Source organism: Demequina sp., assembly GCF_049841215.1.
Lineage (GTDB): Bacteria > Actinomycetota > Actinomycetes > Actinomycetales > Demequinaceae > Demequina.
Genome location: NZ_JASGEO010000013.1, coordinates 48284 through 67489, shown reverse-complemented (window position 1 = coordinate 67489; position 19206 = coordinate 48284). Strand labels below are relative to the sequence as shown.

The 19206-nt window shown below is 66.9% G+C and carries 20 protein-coding genes and 1 tRNA gene; 12 read left to right on the top strand and 9 right to left on the bottom strand.

Features of this window, described 5'->3' with window-relative positions; translation table 11 throughout:
* Positions 1–3: 3 nt before the first annotated feature.
* Positions 4–621, bottom strand: coding sequence for an NAD(P)H-hydrate epimerase (locus QM618_RS06215; protein WP_428095784.1), 618 nt, complete (start codon positions 619–621; stop codon positions 4–6).
* 194 nt (positions 622–815) lie between these two features.
* On the opposite strand from QM618_RS06215, the gene QM618_RS06210 reads away from it, so the two are divergent.
* Both QM618_RS06210 and QM618_RS06205 read left to right on the top strand, forming a co-directional pair.
* Positions 816–1328, top strand: coding sequence for a DUF3145 domain-containing protein (locus tag QM618_RS06210; protein WP_428095782.1), 513 nt, complete (start codon positions 816–818; stop codon positions 1326–1328).
* Positions 1328–1693 (top strand): DUF4440 domain-containing protein, encoded by a 366-nt coding sequence (locus tag QM618_RS06205; RefSeq protein WP_428095780.1) that lies wholly within the window; start codon positions 1328–1330, stop codon positions 1691–1693. The genes QM618_RS06210 and QM618_RS06205 overlap by 1 nt, the downstream gene beginning before the upstream one ends.
* 45 nt (positions 1694–1738) lie before the next feature.
* On the opposite strand, the gene QM618_RS06200 is transcribed toward QM618_RS06205, so the two are convergent.
* The 5 genes from QM618_RS06200 to QM618_RS06180 all read right to left on the bottom strand — a co-directional run bounded on the left by QM618_RS06200 (position 1739) and on the right by QM618_RS06180 (position 6513).
* Positions 1739–2974 (bottom strand): beta-ketoacyl-[acyl-carrier-protein] synthase family protein, encoded by a 1236-nt coding sequence (locus QM618_RS06200; protein WP_428095778.1) that lies wholly within the window; start codon positions 2972–2974, stop codon positions 1739–1741.
* A 42-nt stretch (positions 2975–3016) separates the two neighbouring features.
* Positions 3017–3262: an acyl carrier protein gene (locus tag QM618_RS06195; RefSeq protein ID WP_428095776.1), complete on the bottom strand. Its 246-nt coding sequence runs from the start codon at positions 3260–3262 to the stop codon at positions 3017–3019.
* Positions 3263–3345: 83 nt separating this feature from the next.
* Complete coding sequence (locus tag QM618_RS06190) at positions 3346–4338, bottom strand: beta-ketoacyl-ACP synthase III (protein WP_428096470.1); 993 nt, start codon at positions 4336–4338, stop codon at positions 3346–3348.
* A 5-nt stretch (positions 4339–4343) separates the two neighbouring features.
* Complete coding sequence (locus QM618_RS06185; RefSeq protein WP_428095774.1) at positions 4344–5264, bottom strand: ACP S-malonyltransferase; 921 nt, start codon at positions 5262–5264, stop codon at positions 4344–4346.
* A 79-nt stretch (positions 5265–5343) separates the two neighbouring features.
* Positions 5344–6513, bottom strand: a complete 1170-nt coding sequence (locus tag QM618_RS06180) for a PucR family transcriptional regulator (protein WP_428095772.1) — start codon at positions 6511–6513, stop codon at positions 5344–5346.
* 80 nt (positions 6514–6593) lie between these two features.
* Here QM618_RS06180 and QM618_RS06175 point away from each other — a divergent pair, with 80 nt between their 5' ends.
* The gene (locus QM618_RS06175) at positions 6594–7763 is read left to right on the top strand and encodes a hypothetical protein (RefSeq protein WP_428095770.1); all 1170 of its coding nucleotides are present in this window, start codon (positions 6594–6596) and stop codon (positions 7761–7763) included.
* Here QM618_RS06175 and aceE read toward each other — a convergent pair.
* The gene (gene aceE, locus QM618_RS06170) at positions 7760–10537 is read right to left on the bottom strand and encodes a pyruvate dehydrogenase (acetyl-transferring), homodimeric type (RefSeq protein WP_428095768.1); all 2778 of its coding nucleotides are present in this window, start codon (positions 10535–10537) and stop codon (positions 7760–7762) included. The genes QM618_RS06175 and aceE overlap by 4 nt on opposite strands.
* A 209-nt stretch (positions 10538–10746) precedes the next feature.
* Here aceE and QM618_RS06165 point away from each other — a divergent pair, with 209 nt between their 5' ends.
* The 3 genes from QM618_RS06165 to QM618_RS06155 are packed head-to-tail and all read left to right on the top strand — an operon-like array spanning position 10747 to position 12249.
* Positions 10747–11211, top strand: a complete 465-nt coding sequence (locus QM618_RS06165; protein ID WP_428095766.1) for a DUF3052 domain-containing protein — start codon at positions 10747–10749, stop codon at positions 11209–11211.
* Positions 11208–11675: a redoxin domain-containing protein gene (locus QM618_RS06160; protein WP_428095764.1), complete on the top strand. Its 468-nt coding sequence runs from the start codon at positions 11208–11210 to the stop codon at positions 11673–11675. The genes QM618_RS06165 and QM618_RS06160 overlap by 4 nt, the downstream gene beginning before the upstream one ends.
* Before the next feature lie 10 nt (positions 11676–11685).
* A complete protein-coding gene (locus tag QM618_RS06155) occupies positions 11686–12249 on the top strand; it encodes an NADPH-dependent FMN reductase (RefSeq protein ID WP_428095762.1) in 564 nt (187 codons plus the stop codon).
* Here QM618_RS06155 and QM618_RS06150 read toward each other — a convergent pair.
* Entirely contained in the window at positions 12244–13296 is a 1053-nt protein-coding gene (locus tag QM618_RS06150) for a lysylphosphatidylglycerol synthase domain-containing protein (protein WP_428095759.1), read from the bottom strand. The two genes, QM618_RS06155 and QM618_RS06150, sit on opposite strands and share 6 nt — an antisense overlap.
* Before the next feature lie 60 nt (positions 13297–13356).
* Between QM618_RS06150 and QM618_RS06145 the strand changes: the two genes are divergently transcribed.
* Positions 13357–13430, top strand: a tRNA-Val gene (locus QM618_RS06145).
* On the opposite strand, the gene QM618_RS06140 is transcribed toward QM618_RS06145, so the two are convergent.
* Positions 13431–14993: a phytoene desaturase family protein gene (locus tag QM618_RS06140; RefSeq protein ID WP_428095757.1), complete on the bottom strand. Its 1563-nt coding sequence runs from the start codon at positions 14991–14993 to the stop codon at positions 13431–13433.
* Positions 14994–15071: 78 nt separating this feature from the next.
* On the opposite strand from QM618_RS06140, the gene QM618_RS06135 reads away from it, so the two are divergent.
* The 5 genes from QM618_RS06135 to QM618_RS06115 are packed head-to-tail and all read left to right on the top strand — an operon-like array spanning position 15072 to position 19206.
* Positions 15072–15689 (top strand): HD domain-containing protein, encoded by a 618-nt coding sequence (locus QM618_RS06135; protein ID WP_428095755.1) that lies wholly within the window; start codon positions 15072–15074, stop codon positions 15687–15689.
* Positions 15686–16444 (top strand): potassium channel family protein, encoded by a 759-nt coding sequence (locus QM618_RS06130; protein WP_428095753.1) that lies wholly within the window; start codon positions 15686–15688, stop codon positions 16442–16444. Before QM618_RS06135 ends, QM618_RS06130 begins: the two co-directional genes overlap by 4 nt.
* A gap of 9 nt (positions 16445–16453) precedes the next feature.
* Positions 16454–17275 (top strand): Nif3-like dinuclear metal center hexameric protein, encoded by an 822-nt coding sequence (locus QM618_RS06125; RefSeq protein WP_428095751.1) that lies wholly within the window; start codon positions 16454–16456, stop codon positions 17273–17275.
* A 9-nt stretch (positions 17276–17284) separates the two neighbouring features.
* Positions 17285–18016, top strand: coding sequence for a zinc ribbon domain-containing protein (locus QM618_RS06120; RefSeq protein WP_428095748.1), 732 nt, complete (start codon positions 17285–17287; stop codon positions 18014–18016).
* The gene (locus QM618_RS06115) at positions 18013–19206 is read left to right on the top strand and encodes a bifunctional RNase H/acid phosphatase (RefSeq protein WP_428095746.1); all 1194 of its coding nucleotides are present in this window, start codon (positions 18013–18015) and stop codon (positions 19204–19206) included. The genes QM618_RS06120 and QM618_RS06115 overlap by 4 nt, the downstream gene beginning before the upstream one ends.

Below are 19206 nucleotides of genomic sequence, written 5' to 3'. Positions count from 1 at the left end.
CCCCTAGAGGGTGACGCCGACATCCGCGATGACCACGCGCCCGGCCGACGCTTTGGCCGGCTCGAGCATTAGGCAAGCCTTTGGGGCGGTGAAGGTGACGGTGGTCTCTGCGGTGACGTGAGGAGCGCTCGCGTCGCCAGAATCTGGGTCAAGGCCGCTCGGAAGGTCTACGGAGATGACCCGAGTGCCAGGTGCGATGCTGGCAACGGCCGCCACAGCGTCGGGCCGCAGACCGCCCTGGCCACCGAGGCCGACGATGCCGTCGATGACGGTGTCGGCGGCCTCGATAGCCGCTGCCGCCCCGATCGGGTCTATCACCCACTCGATGAGCTGACCGCCCTCCGCAGTAAACCGTTCGAGGCCCCGAGGGTGGACATGGGGCGTCAACTGGACGGCACTGACGGGAACGCCCCTGCCCGCGAGCAGCGCGCCGGCGAGAAGTGCATCGCCGCCGTTGTTTCCTGCTCCGACGAGGACCGCAACGGACTCGGTGCCGTGGGCCTCGCCCGCAACGGCCGCGGCCGCGCGATCCATCAACACGGACTCGGGGGTCGAGAGCATGGTGATGCGCTCCGCTTGCCGAAGCTCGGCGGCGGTAAGTGGCTGCGCCTGTGAAGCCATGGACCTACTGTCCCACTCGCGCCCGTTTTCTGTCGGTACAACCGCGTCGCTTCGCGCGCGGATCCGACCCGTGTGTACCGAGAAGGTGCAGGTACGGGCGCGTTGAAACTTCCGTTTTTGCGTGCGGTGAGGCACCATAGGAGCACACCGTGCGCCGGGCGCATCCTTCGAGGCCGTTGGGGAAGACGAACCTCATGGAAGGAAGGGTCATGGCAGCGATTACACGCGGTGTCATTTTCGTGCACTCGGCCACGCGCGCGATGTGTCCCCACATCGAGTGGGCGGTGCGCAACGTGCTGGGTCCTCGCGCGTCCTTCGACTGGACCGACCAGCCTGCCGGAACCGGGCTCTTGAGGGCTGAAGTTGCGTGGCAGGGAGCCCAGGGGACTGGGGCGCTGCTTGCCTCTGCCCTGCGCGGATGGGAGCACGTTCGCTATGAGGTGACCGAGGACCCGTCATTTGGGTGCGACGGTGGGCGGTGGTCACACACCCCTTCGCTTGGCATTTTCCACGCGGTCACAGACGTGCACGGGAACATCGTGGTGCCGGAAGACAGGATTCGTGCCGCCCTCGACGCGGGCGGATCTATTGCGGACGTGCAACGCGCTATGGACCTAGCGCTCGGAACAGCATGGGACGACGAGTTGGAGCCCTTCCGGTATGCCGGGCATGGGGCGCCAGTGCGTTGGCTTCACAGGGTGGGGTAGTGCCGCTCGACGCGACCGCTACGTTGACACTGCAGGCGCTCGAAGAGTCCGTGTGGCGCGACGAGACTCGGTTCGATCACGCCTACATGAACGCGGTGCTCCACCCCGAGTTCACCGAGGTGGGGCGTTCGGGGAGGGTGTTTACCAGGGACGAAGTGCTCGAGATGCCCGCGGTGTCGATCGACGTTGACATCCCACGAGCCACATTCTCGGTGCAGGAGCTTGTCGCCGATGCCGCGCTCGTGAGCTACGAGACTGTGCCGCGCGAGTCGCGCCATGGCGCTGCGCACCGAGCGTCCGTCTGGGTGTGCGTCGAGGGCACCTGGAGACTGCGGTACCACCAAGGAACGCCAGCCGCGCGCTAGCGGCGCACGTGGCGCGCGGAGCGACGCCGTTGTACCGACAGGAAACTAGGCGGTGCCGAAGACAAGCGCTACGTTGTGGCCACCAAAGCCAAACGAGTTGTTGATCGCCGCGAGGCCACCATCCTGAGGAAGCGCCCCAGGGGTGTTGCGCACCAGGTTAATCGCGAGATCCGGGTCCGGGTTGTCTACGTTGATCGTGGGCGGCGCGAGGCGGTCCTCGAGAGCCTTGATGGTGAGCACCGACTCGAGTGCGCCAGCACCGCCAAGAAGGTGGCCCGTCATGGACTTGGTTGCCGAGACGAGTACGTCATCTGTGTGCTCACCGAGCAGGTCGCGGATTCCGCGCGCCTCGATGGGGTCGCCAACAGGCGTGGAGGTGGCGTGCGCGTTGATGTGGCAGATGTCGGCAAGAGTCAGCCCTGCTTGTTCCACCGCCGCGAGCATTGCGCGCTTCTGTCCGTCACCTGTGGGCTCCGGCGCGGCGATGTGATAGCCGTCTGCGGTGCGGCCCGTGCCGAGCAGGCGCGCGCGGATGCGCGCCCCGCGGGCACGCGCGTGCTCCTCGGACTCGAGGACCATGACGGCCGCGCCCTCGCCAAGCACGAAGCCGTCGCGGTCGACGTCATAAGGCCGTGAAGCGGCCTCGGGGTCGTCCAGACGTTTGGACAGGGTCTTCATGGCTGCGAAGGTGGAGATCGGCAGCGGGTGAATCGCGGCCTCTGTGCCACCCGCAACGACGATGTCAGCGCGGCCGGACTGAATCATGTCGTAGGCAAGTGCCACGGCCTCGGCGCCGGACGCGCACGCGGAAACCACCGCGTGCGCGCCCGCCTTGGCACCGAGTTCGAGCTCGATGTACGCCGTTGCCGAGTTCGGCATGAGCATGGGGACCGAGAGTGGCAGCACACGCTCCGGGCCGCGGTCGCGCACGGTGTCCCAGGCGTCGAGCATTGTCCAGACGCCGCCGATTCCCGTGGAGACCACCGTGCCCAGACGCAAGGGGTCAACCTCAGGCGAGCCAGCGTCGGCCCATGCTTCGCGCGTGGCCACGAGCGCGTATTGCGACATCGGGTCCATGCGCTTCATCTCTGGTCGAGTGAGCACGTCCTCGGGCTTGACGACCAGCTGGCCGGCAATGGTGATGGGGACGTTGTACTTCTCGACCCAGTCGTACTCCAGTGGGCGCACGCCGGACTTGCCCGCGAGCGCCGCCTCCCACGTGCTTGGCACGTCCCCGCCAAGCGGGGTGGTGGCGCCTAGGCCTGTGACGACGACATTCATGGGTTACCTCCGGAGTGGGACGAGTGGAGCGGGAACGACTGGTTAGTCCTGGTTGGCGATGAACTTCACCGCGTCGCCAACGGTCACGAGGTTCTTGACCTCTTCGTCGGGGATGCGGACGTCGAACTTCTCCTCGGCGAGGGTGACGATCGTCATCATCGACAGCGAGTCGATGTCGAGGTCGTCGGTGAACGACTTGTCCATCTGGATTTCCGCCGCGTCGATGCCGGTCTCTTCGGACACGATGTCGGCGAGGTGGGCGAGGACCTCGTTTTCGGGCAGTGCCATGTGGTGCTCCTTCTCAGGTTGTGTGATGCGGTCGCATCAGGTTCGGTGTGAACGTGTACGAATCTAGTCTCTGGGCGCGCGTCTCATGGGAGTTCCACGACTTGTGCGGCGTAGACAAGGCCGGCGCCAAAGCCGATTTGCAGCGCCAGGTCACCGCTGCTGACGAGGCCCTCGCGGTAGAGGCGCTCTGTTGCGAGGGGGATGGAGGCGGCGGATGTGTTGCCGGAATCGGCAATGTCGCGCGCCACCACCACGGAGTCGGGCAGGCCAATCTGCTTGACCATCTGATCGATGATTCGCACGTTGGCCTGGTGGGCGATGAAGGCCTTGATGTCGCCGGGGGTGAGGCCCGCGGCCTCAATTGCCGCGGACGCAACCGGGGCCATCTGGAACGACGCCCACTTGAACACGGACTGGCCCTCTTGGCGCAGGGTGGGGAAGGGGAGCGAGGGGTCTTCCCGAAGCTCAAGCCATGAGTTGGTTTGGCGGATCAGATCGGCGCGCGAGCCGTCGGAGCCCCACACCGTGGGGCCGATCGCGGCGTGGTCGGATGCGCCGATGACCACCGCGCCCGCGCCGTCACCAAGCAAGAAGGAGATGGAACGGTCCGTGGGGTCTACGAAGTCGCTCATCTTCTCGGCGCCAATGACGAGCACGTTGCGGCTCTGACCCGAGCGCACAAGGGCGTCGGCTTGGCTGATGGCGTAGCAGTAGCCCGCGCACGCGGCCGAGATGTCCCACGCGGCGGCGGGGCCAATGCCAAGGCGGTCCGCGAGCGTGGGGGCGCCACCAGGCGTCATGTGCGGGAACGAGATGGTGGAAAGGATGACCGTGTCGATCTCATCGGCTGCGATGCCCGCGTGCGCAATCGCGTCGCGAGAAGCGGCCTCCGCGAGGTCAAGTACGGACGTATCCGCGCCCGCTCGCACGCGCGTCACGATGCCCGTGCGCTGCCGAATCCACTCGTCTGAAGACTCGATGGGGCCCGCGATCTCGTCGTTGGTGACGACGTTCTCGCCGCGCGCTACGCCGAGTCCGAGGATGCGAGCAAACTCCGGCCCTCGCCGGATGGTCATCTGGGTCACGCGTGTTCCTCCACAAGTTCGCGCGCGGCGTCGAGGTCCTCAGGGGACTTCAGCGCCACGGCTGGCACACCCTTCATGACGCGCTTGGCGAGACCCGTGAGCACCCCGCCTGGCGCCACCTCAATAATGCCCGTCACGCCCAGCTCTAGCATCCGCTCCATGCACAGATCCCACCGCACGGGGTTGGCCACCTGTCGCACGAGGCGGTCAAGCGCGTCATCGCCGTTTGTGACAACGTCGCCGTCGGCATTCGACAGCAGGGTAGCGGTGGGTTGGGTTGGCGAGATGCCCGACGCTGCGGCGGCGAGGGCGTCGATGGCAGGGGCCATATAGCGCGTGTGGAAAGCGCCGGCTACCTGTAGTTCGATAACGCGCGCTCGCTCTGGGGGGTTGGCGACCAGTTCCGAGATCGCCGTCTTGGCACCTGCGGCGACTACTTGCCCGCCGCCGTTGACGTTTGCGGGGGTGAGGTCGAGCGCCGCGAGTGCCGCAGTGACGGCTTCGGGTTCGCCGCCAAGCACCGCCGCCATCGACGTCGGCTCCGAGCTCGCGGCCGCTGCCGCCATTGCCGCGCCACGGACGGTCACGAGAGCCAGTGCTGCCTCCTCCGCGATCACGCCAGCGAGTGCGGCGGCGCCAAACTCGCCAACCGAATGGCCGGCGACGACCGAGCCGGTGGGGACGCCGTTGGAGAAGACACACCGAGCGCTCAAGAGCGCAGCGGCGACGAGCAACGGTTGCGCGATTGCGGTGTCGCGGATGGTGTCGGCATCCGACGCGGTGCCGTGCGTGAGTAGGTCCACGTTGGTGGCTTCCGACAATGACGCCAGGTGTGCACCTACCCCGTCGAGCTCGAGCCAAGGCTCAAGCATTCCGGGGGTCTGGGCGCCCTGGCCAGGACACAGAACGGCAAGCATGCTTACTAGCGTGCCTCATTCTGGCGGGATGTGGCGGCTCCCACGCGCACGGATTCGCGAGTGCAGGTTTGTATGTTTCCTACAAAACAGTGCGCGAGGAGTCCCTCAGCCTGCCGAGCGCGAAGGCCGTCTCAAGCACGTGTGCGTCGCGAGTGGACAATACGTCCCACCCAGTCAACTCGGCCACCTTCTTGAGCCGGTACCGGACCGTGTTGGCATGGACGAACATCGTGCGCGAGGCGAGTTCGAGCGAGCGGCCGCAATCGAGGTACGTGGCCACGGTCTCGCCAAGCGAGCCGCCAGCCTTGACGATGGGGTCGTATGCCACGGCGATGAGACGGTCTCGCGCGGACGTGTCGCCGATGAGAACTCTCTCGGGCAACAGGTCGTCCGCCGACGCGGGTCGCGGTGTGAGCGCCCACGCGGGGGCGGCGGACCGGCCAGAGAGAGCGGCGCGAGTAGCCCGCGCCACCTCGAGGAGCGTCACGGCTGGCGGCCCGGTCACCACGGGTCCGTTGCCGAAGCACCCCAGCAGGTGCTCCGCTAGGTCGGCAATCGCGAGGTCGCTGCGCGCGATGACCACCAGGTCCTCGCCGTGGATGCCGACAAGCGCTCCAGGTGCCGCCCTACGGATGGTGCGGCGAAGCTCTGCCGACTGCACCTCACCCAAGGGCCCGTCCGTGCTGCCAACCATCACTAGCGTCGGGCCGGGCTTCCACCCAAGTGCCGCCGCGCGAGAGGGGAGATCGTCGTCCACCTCGCCACGCACCAGAGCGTCCACCACCAAGGCCTCGAGGCGGGCGTCCCACGCGCCACGTGTCTCGGCGGCGCGGGCGTAGACCTCAGCCGCGGAGAACGCAATCTCACGCGAATAGCGCAGGATCGCCTCACGCAGCGCCTGCTCGGAGCCGGGAGCGGCGAAGTCGTCCGACTGCTCCTCGACGATGCGCACCAACGTGCGCACGATCGCGAGCGTGTGCTGCAAGGAGATGGACCGAGTGAGCTCCGGGGGAGCGGCGGCGAACACCTCGGCGGCGCCGCGCGTGTGTGCTGACGGGTTCTCGTACCAGCCGATAAACGCGTCCACGCCGGCCTGCGCGACCGTGCCTACCCACGAGCGCTCTTGCGCCGGTAGGTCAGAGAACCACTTGTAGTTCGCGTCGAGGCTCTTGAGGGCGGCTGTGGTGAGGCGGCCGCTACCTGCGCGAAGTTTCCGCAGCGTTTGAGCGCGCATCTCCGCCGTGACCATGGCGCCAGCATACGGGCGCCGTCTCCCCGCGCGGCCACGCGCGCTTGCGGTTACGGTGGGACGAACGCAAAGGAGAACACATGAAGCCCCGGCCCAAACCCCTGCTAGGACTGCTCCTTGGATTTCTCTTGGGACTCGTAGTTGTGGGGCTGCTGTGGCAGCTCGGCGTTGCCCCACCAGACAGGTTCATCCTGTTTGGTGTTCTCGCGGTGACGATTCTTGTGGTCGAGCTACTGCTGACACAGACCACGAGACGCGGGAAGAAGCGCTTCGTCACGAGCGCCATCATCGCGGGCGTTCTCGGCGGCGTAGCACTGACAGGGATACCGGAGACCTTCCTGAACACGGGCACCCTTAGCGAGGGGTGCAGCCTCACTGTCGCGTCTGCGACGGACGAGGCAACTCCCACGGATACCAGTGCCTTTGACGCTTTCGACACCACTCCGGACGACTCGGTGGAGTTCACCTCGTCTACGGACACCGTGCTCACCAACTGGGACAGCGGCTTGGGAACGGCGATTGGTGGCATCCCCATCACCATCTGGACGGCGGAGCGCGCAAACGCGGAGGGTCTCACCGAATGGGCGGGCACCGAGCCGGTGAGCAAGTTCCTTGACGACATCGAGGACCAGAGCGGTTTGCAGCTCCGTGGCACGTACCACGCGTTCGGATACATCAACGCGGATGAGGGCGACTGCGAGATGGCTGGCTACATCCGCGTCAACGCCGAGGGAGTCTTCGCCACCCCGCTCATCATCGGGCTGTGGGTGGCCGGCGGGCTGCTTCTGCTCATCGTGATCGCCCTGGCATTCTCCGTGCGCCGGTCACTTCGTGAGGCTGGCGCTGAGGCCGTCGCCACGGAGACTCGCGACGCCGAATACGTGGGTGCCTTCACCAGCGCGGAGCCGGAGCCCGCCTCGACGCCGGAGCCTGAACCGGCCCGCGAACCCAAAGACACCAAGCCCGCCGCCACCAAGGAGAGCCGCGGCAACGGCTCCGACAAGGCCGCGGCCGGGACCTCGGCCGCGTGGCTCGCGAGCGAGGAGCGTGAGCCGGTTGCGGACACTCAGGTGATGCCAGCAGCCGACACCGAGTTGCTTCCGGTGACCGAGGACGAAGCGCCCGACGAACTCGCAGACGCAGTCGAAGGGGTAGCTCCGAGCGAGCCACAGGACGAGCCAGAGCCCCAGTCCGAGGACGCGCCAGAGGACCAGCCCGAGGCCGAGCCAGAGCCCCCCAAGGCGCCTTAGGAGTCGCCGCCCGCGTTGCCAGAGGTGCCCTTGCGGACGTCGTGCAGCTCGTACTTCGCAATCGCTCCAGCGGTGGTGCCCGGGGCAACCTGTCCGCGTCGCTCGAGCGCGTACAGCACCCGGCACGCCGTCGACGGCCCGTCGATGTAGAAGAACCGTCGCGCCGCCGCACGGGTGTCCGAGAACCCGAACCCGTCCGCGCCAAGCACCGCGTAGTCGCCCGGCACCCAGGCCCGAATCTGGTCGGGAACCAGGTGGTCGTAGTCGCTTGTGGCCACAAACGGGCCCGACGCTCCCTGCAGTTTCGCGGTCACGAACGGCGTCCGCGGGGGTTCCGTGGGGTTCAGGAACGCCTGCTTTTCCGCCGCCAAGGCGTCGCGACGAAGTTCGTTCCATGAGGTCACCGACCACACGGCTGCCCGCACGCCGTAGTCGTGCAACAACAGTTCTGCGGCTTCGAGCGCCCATGGAATGGCCACGCCAGAGGCGAGAATCTGTGCTTCGGGTCCGGGGCCGTCGGGAGCGGCGGCGATGCGGTGGATGCCGCGCAGGATGCCCTCGACGTCCACGTCCTCCGGCTCGGCGGGCTGCTGGATCGGCTCGTTGTAGACCGTGAGGTAGTACATGACGTTGGGGTCGCGCCCGTCGTCGCCGTACATGCGCTGCAGGCCGTCGCGCACGATGTGGCGAATCTCGTACCCGTACGCGGGGTCGTACTGAACCACAGCGGTATTGGTGCCGGCGAGCAGAGGCGAGTGGCCGTCGGCGTGCTGCAAGCCCTCACCGGTAAGCGTGGTGCGGCCGGCAGTGGCGCCAATGATGAAGCCGCGCGTTAGCTGATCGCCCGCCGCCCAGAACTGGTCGCCCGTGCGCTGGAATCCGAACATCGAGTAGAAGATGTAGAACGGCACGAGCGGCTCGCCGTGCGTGGCGTACGACGTGCCGACGGCTTGGAATGCGGACGCGGAGCCGGCCTCGTTGATGCCGGTGTGCATGATCTGGCCCGCCTCAGACTCCTTGTAGGAGAGCATGAGTTCACGGTCAACCGGCAGATAGTTCTGGCCCTGCGTGTTGAAGATCTTGGCGCTGGGGAAGATCGAGTCGAGGCCAAAGGTGCGGGCCTCGTCAGGGATGATCGGCACCAGTCGGTTGCCGAACTCGGGGTCGCGGATGAGGTCCTTGAAGAGGCGAACGAAGGCCATCGTCGTGGCCACCTCTTGCTTACCGGAGCCCTTCGCAAGGAGTTCGTAGGCCTTGTCACCAGGCAACTTGACCTCGGTGTGAGTGTCACGGCGCTCCGGCACAAAGCCGCCAAGCGCGCGGCGCCGCTCAAGCATGTACTGGATCGCGGGGTCGTCGGCTCCCGGGTGGAAGTACGGCGGGTTGTAGGGATCCGCCTCAAGCTGCTCGTCGGTGAATGGGATGTCGAACGTGTCGCGCAGCACCTTGAGGTCCGCGGCGGCGAGCTTCTTCATCTGGTGCGTCGAGTTGCGCGCCGCGAAGTTGGAGCCGAGGCCATAGCCCTTGATGGTCTTCGCGAGGATGACGGTGGGCTTGCCGTTCTTGCTCGTCGTCGCCTTGAGGTAGGCGGCGTAGAGCTTGCGGTAGTCGTGGCCGCCGCGCTTGAGCGCCCAGATCTCGTCATCCGTCATGTCCTTGACGAGTTCCTTGGCGCGCGGGTCGCCGCCGAAGAACTGATCACGGATGAAGGCACCGGACTCCGCGCGGAAGGTTTGGAAGTCGCCGTCGGGGACGGTGTTCATGAGGTTGACGAGTGCGCCATCCTCGTCGCGCTCAAGGAGCGCGTCCCAGTTGCGGCCCCACACCACCTTGATGACGTTCCAGCCAGCGCCGCGGAAGAACGCCTCGAGCTCCTGGATGATCTTGCCGTTGCCGCGCACCGGACCGTCGAGGCGCTGCAGATTGCAGTTGACCACGAACGTGAGGTTGTCGAGCTGCTGGTTCGCGGCCAACTGGAGCATGCCGCGGCTCTCAGGCTCGTCCATCTCGCCGTCGCCGAGGAACGCCCACACGTGCTGCTCAGAGGTGTCCTTAATGCCACGCAACTGCAGGTAGCGGTTGGTCCATGCCTGGTAAATGGCCGAAGACGGACCAAGCCCCATCGACACGGTTGGGAACTCCCACAGCTCCGGCATGAGTCGTGGGTGCGGGTAGGACGACAGTCCGCGGCCCGGCCCGGACTTTTCCTGGCGGAACGAGTCGAGATCGTCCTCGCTGAAGCGTCCCTCAACAAACCCGCGCGCGTACACGCCGGGGGCGGCGTGGCCCTGGAAGTACACCTGGTCTCCGCCGCCGGGGTGGTCCTTGCCCTTGAAGAAGTGGTTGAGGCCGACTTCGTAGAGGGTGGCCACGGACGCGTAGGACGAGATGTGCCCCCCAACGCCCTTGCCCGTTGCCTGCGCGCGGGTAACCATCACCGCGGCGTTCCAGCGGATCCAGCCCCGATACCGGCGCTCGATCTCCTCGTCGCCGGGGAACTCCGGCTCGTCGTCAACGTGGATCGTGTTGACGTAGGGAGTGTTCAGGCTCAGCGGCACGGAGAGCTGCTTTGTGGCGGCGCGTTCCACCAACTGCTCGATGATGAACTCTGCGCGGGACTCGCCGCCGGTCTCGATGAGGCCGTCGAGCGACTCGAGCCACTCCTCAGTCTCGTTCGGGTCCTTGTCGACTGTTCCGAAGGTGTCCACAGAATCCGTCCTTGCTGGCGCTGGGGTGTGCGCCGAATAGGTGAGGGGCCGCGCGGGTGCGCGCATCTGCCATTTATCTTGGCACAGCATGGGAGGCCCGGTGGGCGAGGTGACCACACCGTCGGCCCGCTTGCCATCCCCTCCCGCATCCAGTCGGTACATTCGCGTCGCTTCGCGCGCGGGACGCGACGCGAATGTACCGACAACATACGGGGGGAGGGGGCCTCCGTTGCGAATGCCGCCCGCGTGCCTCTACTGTGGGCAGGACGGCGCCGATGAGCGCCAGCCTCAACGAAGGGAGCGGCGCCAGCGTGGCGACTACGGAGGGCGCAACGGCCGGTGATTCCGGAACGATTGCGCGACTGGGCCTTAGGCCAGGGTTGGTCATCCAGGAGTTCGGCTACGACGACGACTGCGACGAGAAGTTCCGCGAGGCCATCGAGTCCGCCACGGGAGAGGGCCTCGTTGACGAGGACTTTGGCGACGTGACGGACGGCGCGATCGTCTGGTACCGCGAAGGCGATGACGACCTCGCCGATCTGCTGATGGACGTCCAGAGCCTTCTCGACGATGGCGCATGCGTGTGGTTGCTGGCCCCCAAGAAGGGCGTCACCGGGCACGTGGATGCGCGCGAGATCGGCGAAGCGTCCTCTCTCGCGGGCCTGCACGCCACCTCAACATTCGTCATCGGCGAGAGCTGGTGTGCCACCCAGTTGGTGGAGAAGGGTCGCTCCAAGTGACGCATGCGCTTGACGGCCACGCAGCTCCTCAGTTCTCCCTCACCGATCAGCACGGACGGGCGTTCTCGCTCGCCGAGCACCGCGGCACGGCGATCCTCCTGGTATTCGTGCCCTTCGCGTTTAGTGACGTCTGCACGAACGAACTCATCGAGTTGCGCAACGCCGCAGACCTGCAGGGCCGCGATGACCTCACCGTGGTGGTTGCGTCGTGTGATTCCATCTACACGATGAAGGCGTGGGCGGACACGCACTCGTACCGCTCGCCGCTCCTCAGCGACTTCTGGCCCCACGGCGACGCCGCCCGCTCGTACGGGGTGTTCAACCCGCGCGAGGGACTCGCGACGCGCGGCACCTTCCTCATCGACGCCGATGGTGTGGTGCGCTGGTCCGTGGTGAACCCCAAGGGCCAGGCGCGTGACATCGCGGACTACCGGCGTGAAGTGACGGCCCTCCTGGGTGAGTAATGATGGGGGCATGCCGCACAAGCTCGCCATCATCATCGGATCCACTCGCCCCGGCCGCGTAGGCCCTAGCGTTGCCGAGTGGTTCGTCAACGCCGCACGGGATCACGGCGCGTTCGACATCACCCTGGTGGATCTCAAGGACCTGGACCTGCCGCTCCTCGACGAGGCGGCGCACCCGTCCAAGCAGCAATACGAGCACGAGCACACCAAGCGGTGGTCGGCCATTGTTGAGGACGCGGACGCGTTCGTCTTCGTCACCCCTGAATACGACTACTTCGCGCCCGCAGCCCTGGTGAACGCGGTCCAGTGCCTCGCCAAGGAGTGGCAGTACAAGCCTGCAGGGGTGGTCTCGTACGGGGGAGTGTCTGGCGGGTTGCGCTCCACGCAGACGTTGAGGCTGCTGCTCGCGAACCTTGACATGCACCCCCTGAAGGACAGCGTGTCTGTTCAGTTCGTCGCCAAGCACATCACGGAAGGCGTGTTCACGCCCCCGGAGCACGCGCCCGGAGCGGCCGCGACGATGCTTGACGAGCTGGAGAAGTGGACAGGAGCGCTCTCTTCGCTTCGCTCATAGGCCCGACGCTGTGGTCGCCGCCTCTGCACGCGCGGCTTGGGCGCGCCACCAGGCCATGGCGAGCGCGCCAAGCGCGAGGGTGCCACCAAGGGTGATCACTCTCCACACCATCGCCGCGCCGACGAGCGCGGACTCGTACTCGACTCCCGTCACGTCAACGACGGCCGCGATGATCACCGCGTCCATCACGCCAAGGCCAAACATGGGAAGGATCGTGAGGGGATAGGCGAGCAGCACGGCTCCCACCACTACTGGCCATGGCGCGACGTCCGCGCCGATTCCCACGAAGCGCACCGCCGCGAGGAAGATGCTTGCGTCCGCCACGATTCCGGCCACCATCGCAAGAAGCGCGGGGGCGAGGTTGCGGTTGAGGGTCTTGCCGATGCGGCGCCGGAAGTCGACTACCGCGTCCACCCATTTCTGCTCCTCGACCTTGGCGCTCATTGCCGTTGCCGCACGCGCCGCACGCCGAGCGAGCCGCTCAGCCACAGCGTCGGACTGCAAGACGCCCACGAGCACCGCAACGATCACGATGGCGATGATGAGCGAGATCACCCCCGTGACAACGTGGCCGGATTCGAACGAGTACAGGCAGAAGATCGCCGCGCCTAGTGCCGGTGCCGCGAAGCGGGCGCCGTAGAAGATCAGCATGTTGAGAGTGGCTCCCGCCATGCCGTCCACGGGGTTGATGCCCCATGTGCGGAACTGCGCGATCCGCACCACCACGTCACCGGGCGGGGGCGCGATGGTGCCCGCGAGGTTGGCGCTGACGTCGCTGACGACGGACTTGGGAAGGCCGAGGCCCGGGGTGAATCGACCGATGGGGATCGCGTTGACTACCTGCCTTACCAGGAGCAACGCGACGAGCGCGAGCAGCTCCCAGATGCCAACGGAGCGGATCGCGTCTCCAACTGCGGACCACGACACCTTGCCAATGAAGCGAATGATGAACCAGCCGACGATGAGGCTCACGAGCACGATGGCCGCGGGCTTGACCCAGCGGCGGCGCAGAAACGCCTTGATCCCGCTAGGACTCTCGGTGTCCACGGCCCCATGCTAGCGACGCTCGGTTTGGTGCAATGGGCACGCGCCGGGAGAATAGTCGGCGGGCCCTTAGCTCAGTTGGTTAGAGCACTGCGTTTACACCGCAGGTGTCATCGGTTCGAGTCCGGTAGGGCCCACTATTTGCTCAGCACCGCCATCGCCGCATCGCGTCCGGCGATCGCGCTCACGCCGCCGCCGCGGCGGGCCCCGGCTCCGGCAATGAACACACGCGGGAACGCAGTCTCGACGCCCCATGTGCCCGCGTCCTCTTCACGCTCCGCCCACGGCCAGCTCAAGTCTCCGTGGAATATGTGGCCGCCCGGCATGGCCAGTTCCTCCTCGAGGTCTACGGGGGAGCGGGCCTCGATGCAGGGCTCGCCGTCCGGCGTGGTGGCGAGGCACTCGCGAATGGGCTCGTCAAGCACCGAGTCGAGCGAGGCGAGCGTTGTCTCGAGCGCGGCGGCGCGGCTCGCCTCAGGGTCCGCGCGGAAAAGCGAGGCAGGCTGATGGAGGGCGAACAGCGTGAGTGTGTGGACGCCAGCTTCGTTGAGTTGTGGACCAAGGATCGAGCGATCGGTCAACGTGTGGCAGTAGATCTCGGCCGGCGGAAGGCTGGGGATGGACCCGCTCTGGGCCTCGGCGAAGGCGGCGTCGAGTTGGCTCGCGGTCTCGTTGATGTGGAAGGTGCCCGCGAAGGCCGCGCTCGGATCCGCGGCCGCGCGCAAGCGGGGAAGGCGCTTCAGCAGCATGTTGACCTTGAGCTGCGAACCCTCCGGCCACTCGGGCTCGCGTCCAAGTAAGCGATCAAGCACCGCTGGCGCGCACGCCGCTAGAACGTGGCTCGCCGATGCCTCGTGGACGCGGCCGTCGTCGTCCTCCCACACGACCGTGGCAGGCGAGTGCGGTGATCCCGGGTCGATAGCAGTCACGGTAGCCCTGGTGAGTACGCGGGCGCCCGCCTCGCGAGCAACCCGCTCGAGTTCCCCAGATACTGCCCCCATACCGCCGACGGGCACGTCCCAGTCTCCCGTTCCGCCACCAATCACGTGGTACAGGAAGCAGCGGTTGGCGAGGCCGTCGGAAGCGTCGGACCTGGCAAATGTGCCAATGAGGCTGTCCGTGAGCACCACTCCGCGCACCAGGTCTGACTCGAATGAGCGCTCAACGACGTCGCCGATGGGGCGCTCAACGAAGTCACGCCAATCGTTGGCGCCAATCAATTGGCGCACCTCCCGTGGCCCCATCAGGGGCTCGGTCACGGTGGGGAACAGCCGCGCGGCGAGCGCTCCCGTGCGCGAATAGAACTCCGCCCACGCGGCCGCATCACCGCGGGCGCCAACGCTCGCGAAGGACTCTAGAGTCGCGGCGGGATCGTGGGTGTCGACGAGCAGTGCGCGCGAAGGGTCCACGGGATCTGGGGTGAATGACGAGAAGCGCCGCCTGCTGAGAGTGATGCGAAGGCCCAACTCCTTGCGCACCGCTTCAGGCATGAGCGACACCAGGTAGGAATAGCGGCTGAGGCGCGCATCAATGCCGGGAAATACCTGCGCGGACACGCTCGCGCCGCCCACGTGATCGGAGCGCTCGAGCACCAGCACGGACTTGCCGGCTCGGGCCAGGTACGCCGCGGCGGTGAGGCCATTGTGGCCCGCGCCCACAACGATGGCATCGAACGTGGCTTGAGACGTCTGTGCCGGCACCTCACCGAATCTACGTCACTCCCGCGGTGACGGTGGAGCGGGACTAGGGTTGGCACGTGCGCGAGCCTGGGAGATCCCGTGACAATTGATGTGGAAGCGCTCATTGCGCCGCCAAGCCCGATTGCCGCGCGCGCACACGAAGTCGCGACGCAATGGTGCTCACCCGACCTGGTCAGTCATTGCTTGCGTTCCTGGGTGTGGGCGGTCGCGCTTGCCGAGCGCAACGCCCTTGAGTACGACGCCGAACTGCTCTACGTGGCCACGATGCTGCACGACATTGGCGTGACGGAGAACTTTGACTCCCATACCGTGGCGTTCGAGGTGGCCGGTGGCGCGGTTGGGTCGGTGTTCGCTGCGGGAGCTGGTTGGGACGCGTACAGGTGTGATCGCGTGGCACAGATTATCGAGCGCCACATGTGGACAGCGGTGGATCCCGCTGAAGATCCGGAGGGTCACTTGCTCGAGGCCGCCACCAGCATCGACGTAGCCGGAGCAGGCGTGGACCAATTAGACGCCGCCTTCTTGCGCGCGGTGACCGCGGCCATTCCGCGCGGCGAGTTCACAGAAACCTTCGACGCACAGATCCGCGACCAGGCGCAGCGCAAGCCACACTCCAACGCGTTGCGCTTGGAGAACGCGGGCCGCGTCGCTGCAGGAGGCGACGTGTGGGAACGGATCATGGGCGGCGCCTCGTGAGGCCAACGCGCCCCAATAGGGCTCAGCGCGAGGATCGCTACGCGCGCATCGCGGACCCGATCATGATCTGGCTCGCGCTGATCTTCCTCGTGGTCTTCACCGCCATCGTGGCGTGGCAAGACATGCCCGCATGGCTGCGCGTGGTGTGCCTGGTGCTGCAGGTGGTCATCTGGGTCGCCTTCGTCATCGATCTCGTCGTCCGAGTCACCTTTGCGGAGCGGCCGCTACGTTGGCTTCTCACCCACCCCCTCGACGTGCTCGCGGTGTTGTGGCCGGCCTTCCGTCCGCTCAAAGTTCTCGCGGTGATCGGTGACAGCCGCCTGCGATCAGGCCAGGCGATAGCCCGTACAAGCCGCGCCGTGATCATCGCGGGGGTGTTGCTGATCTGGGTGTGCTCGGTCGCGGTGCTCGCGGCAGAGCGCGGCCAAGCGGGTTCCACGATCGAGAACCTCGGCGACGCAGTCTGGTGGGCGTTTGTCACCATCGCGACCGTTGGCTATGGAGACATGGTCCCCGTGACGGCTCCGGGACGCGCCATCGGCATTGTGCTGATGGTGGTGGGATTGGCGCTCGTCGCGATTATCACAGCGTCCATCGCGTCGTGGTTCGTGGCGAACTCCCGTGGAGGCGACGTCGACGGGCCGACGGCGCGAGACGACAAGGACCGCAAGCGCATCATCGAGCTTGAGCGCAAGCTCGATCGGCTGCTCGAGGCCAACCTGAAACGTGAGGACGAGGAGCACCCGCGCGGGTAGGTTAGGGGCATGCCCACCGTCCGCGACGCGCTTGATGCGCTCGAGCGCCGTTTTCCCGCGCGGCTCGCGGAGGAGTGGGACGTCAACGGCCTCACGGTGGGCTCTCGGGACGCGAAAATCACGCGCGCTCACTTTGCCGTGGATCCCACCCTTGCCGTGGCCCGCGAGGCCGTGGCAGCCGGTGCCGAGCTGCTCATCACGCATCACCCGCTGATGCTGCGCGGCGTCTCCAACGTCGCCGCAGACACTGCGAAGGGCGCTGTCGTGCACGCGCTCGTGCAGGGAGGCACGGCCCTCGCCAACGCGCATACCAACGCTGACCACGCCGCCGGTGGCGTGGCTGACGCCCTTGCCAGGGCCGTCGGGCTGGAGGTCACGGGACCACTGGTGTCGGTCGCCGGGGAGGCCGCGCTTGGCACGGGCCGCGTGGGAACCCTTGGCGACGGCCCGACGCTGCGGGACTTTGCGCAGCGCGTCGCCTCCGCGCTTCCCACGACGGCGCACGGCGTTCGGGTTGCTGGCGACCTCGACGCGCCGGTGCGAACGGTTGCGGTGGTTGGGGGAGCGGGGGACGCGTTCCTGGACGACGCTCGCGCTGCGGGCGTGGACGTCTATGTGACCGCCGATCTTCGCCACCACCCTGCGCTCGATGCTCGCGAGCTTGCGGGATTGGGCGATGGGCGCCCGTACCTCGTCGACGTCTCGCACTTTGCCTCCGAGTGGCTGTGGCTCGCAGATGCGGCCGCGTATCTCGCTGACGAGTTGGGCGTTGACACCTTCGTCTCCACCGTGAATACCGACCCCTGGACCGCGCGCTTCGACGCGTCATAAGGAGAGACCGTGCCTACCGCACCCGCCGCCGATCAGAAGCGATTGCTTGACGTCCAGGCCGCAGACTTGCGAGCACAGCAGGCCGCGCATCGTCGCAAGACCCTTCCCGTACTTGGCCAGCTCGACGAGCTCACTGCGCGCGTGGTGGACCTTGGCGATGAGCGCGCCGCGCGCGGTGCCACGGTGGGTGACTTGCGTCGCGAGGTCACCAAGATCGAGGACGACGTGGCGGGTGTGCGGGCGCGCGCGGAGCGCGACAACGCGCGGCTCAACTCCGGTCAGGGCACTCCCAAGGACCTGCAGGCGCTGAGCAGCGAACTCGAAGTGCTGCAGCGTCGCACGAGCGAGCTCGAGGATGTGGAGCTCGAGGCCATGGAGCGACTCGAGGCCGCGGAGGCGGAGCTCGCATCCGCGGAGACTCAGCACGCGGAGATTGCGAAGCAGATCGACGAACTCGAGCAGCAGCGCGACGCCGCGTTCGCCGAGATCGATGCGGAGCTCGCGGAGATTGCGGACGAGCGCGTGAAGGCCGCGGAAGGCCTCGACACCGCGCTCCTCGTGCTCTACGAAAAGCTGCGGGACCAGCACGGTGGCATTGGCGCCGCTCCGTTGGTGCGCGGGCAGTGCCAGGGGTGCCACATGACGCTCAACGCGGGAGATCTCTCCGCCATCCTCGCGGCGAGCCCCGATCAGGTGGTGCGCTGCGAGGAGTGCGGGCGAATCTTGGTGCGCGAGGCATGACGCATGATCGCCTCACTGTGGAGGCGGACGGGGGATCGCGCGGGAATCCCGGACACGCGGGGTATGGCGCGGTGGTGCGTGATGCCCAGGGTGCCGTGCTCGCGGAGCGCGCGGGCTACCTGGGCGTAGCGACCAACAACGTCGCCGAGTACAGCGGACTCATCGCGGGGCTCGAGGCCGCTGTGGCGATCGCTCCGGATGCGGCGATCGATGTGCGGATGGACTCCAAGTTGGTGGTGGAGCAGTTGAGCGGCCGGTGGGCCATCAAGCACGCCGATATGAAGCCGCTTGCTGCTCGCGCTCGCGAAATCATCGGGGACCGCGAGGTGACCTTTGAGTGGATCCCGCGAGAGCGCAACAGCGCCGCCGATGCGCTCGCGAACGAGGCGATGGACACCCGCGATCGCGAGATTGTGCGAGGGCACGGGGCAACTGGCCCCAGCGTCGGGCCCGAATACGACGATCCCGATCCGGCGCCGGTGATCAACTGGCGCGATTCCAGCAGGCGAGACCTTGTCTCCACGTTGTCCCTGGTATTGGTGCGTCATGGCGTGACGGACATGACGACATCCCACCTGCTGTCAGGGGGAGGCGTGGCCGGCCCGCCCCTCAACGCGGCGGGCCGCGTGCAGGCGGCGAAGGCGGCGGATGCGGTGTACCGCGTGGGTCGCGAGACCTGGGCTCCGCTCGCCCCGGTGTCCCGCATCCTCGCCTCACCGATGCAGCGCACGCAAGACACCGCGGGGGCGCTAGGGCGCCGTTTGGGCCTCCACGTTGAGGTCGACGATCGCGCGCGCGAGGTGAACTTTGGCGAGTGGGAGGGCCTGAGCGCGCCGGAAGCGTTCGCGCTGTCCGGAGATCTCTTCCACCGCTGGGATGACGCGGAGGAGAAGGCGCCGGGCGGGGAGTCCCTTGGCGACGTCGTGGCGCGCATGCGGCCGTTCATGGAGGACTTGGCCGCCGAGCAGGCGCGGCTGTGCGCCGAGGAAGACATCCCGCGCACCATCGCGATCGTGTCGCACTCTGTGGCGATCAAGTCGATGGTCGCGGCGGCGATGGAGATGGCCCCCGCGACGGTGGCCCGCATTTGGCCCACCCCCGCGTCCCTCACGATTCTGCAGTTGCGCGTCACTCCAGAGGGGCAGATGCACAACAATCACTTGCTTGCGCTCGGCGTGCCCACGTCCTGA

What these genes read in the sequence shown, in the direction of transcription:
- QM618_RS06215 (WP_428095784.1), bottom strand. Translation starts at nt 621, where the DNA reads ATGGCTTCACAGGCGCAGCCACTTACCGCCGCCGAGCTTCGGCAAGCG.
- QM618_RS06210 (WP_428095782.1), top strand. Translation starts at nt 816, where the DNA reads ATGGAAGGAAGGGTCATGGCAGCGATTACACGCGGTGTCATTTTCGTG.
- QM618_RS06200 (WP_428095778.1), bottom strand. Translation starts at nt 2,974, where the DNA reads ATGAATGTCGTCGTCACAGGCCTAGGCGCCACCACCCCGCTTGGCGGG.
- QM618_RS06195 (WP_428095776.1), bottom strand. Translation starts at nt 3,262, where the DNA reads ATGGCACTGCCCGAAAACGAGGTCCTCGCCCACCTCGCCGACATCGTG.
- QM618_RS06190 (WP_428096470.1), bottom strand. Translation starts at nt 4,338, where the DNA reads ATGACCATCCGGCGAGGGCCGGAGTTTGCTCGCATCCTCGGACTCGGC.
- QM618_RS06185 (WP_428095774.1), bottom strand. Translation starts at nt 5,264, where the DNA reads ATGCTTGCCGTTCTGTGTCCTGGCCAGGGCGCCCAGACCCCCGGAATG.
- QM618_RS06180 (WP_428095772.1), bottom strand. Translation starts at nt 6,513, where the DNA reads ATGGTCACGGCGGAGATGCGCGCTCAAACGCTGCGGAAACTTCGCGCA.
- QM618_RS06175 (WP_428095770.1), top strand. Translation starts at nt 6,594, where the DNA reads ATGAAGCCCCGGCCCAAACCCCTGCTAGGACTGCTCCTTGGATTTCTC.
- aceE (WP_428095768.1), bottom strand. Translation starts at nt 10,537, where the DNA reads ATGCGCGCACCCGCGCGGCCCCTCACCTATTCGGCGCACACCCCAGCG.
- QM618_RS06165 (WP_428095766.1), top strand. Translation starts at nt 10,747, where the DNA reads ATGAGCGCCAGCCTCAACGAAGGGAGCGGCGCCAGCGTGGCGACTACG.
- QM618_RS06155 (WP_428095762.1), top strand. Translation starts at nt 11,686, where the DNA reads ATGCCGCACAAGCTCGCCATCATCATCGGATCCACTCGCCCCGGCCGC.
- QM618_RS06125 (WP_428095751.1), top strand. Translation starts at nt 16,454, where the DNA reads ATGCCCACCGTCCGCGACGCGCTTGATGCGCTCGAGCGCCGTTTTCCC.
- QM618_RS06115 (WP_428095746.1), top strand. Translation starts at nt 18,013, where the DNA reads ATGACGCATGATCGCCTCACTGTGGAGGCGGACGGGGGATCGCGCGGG.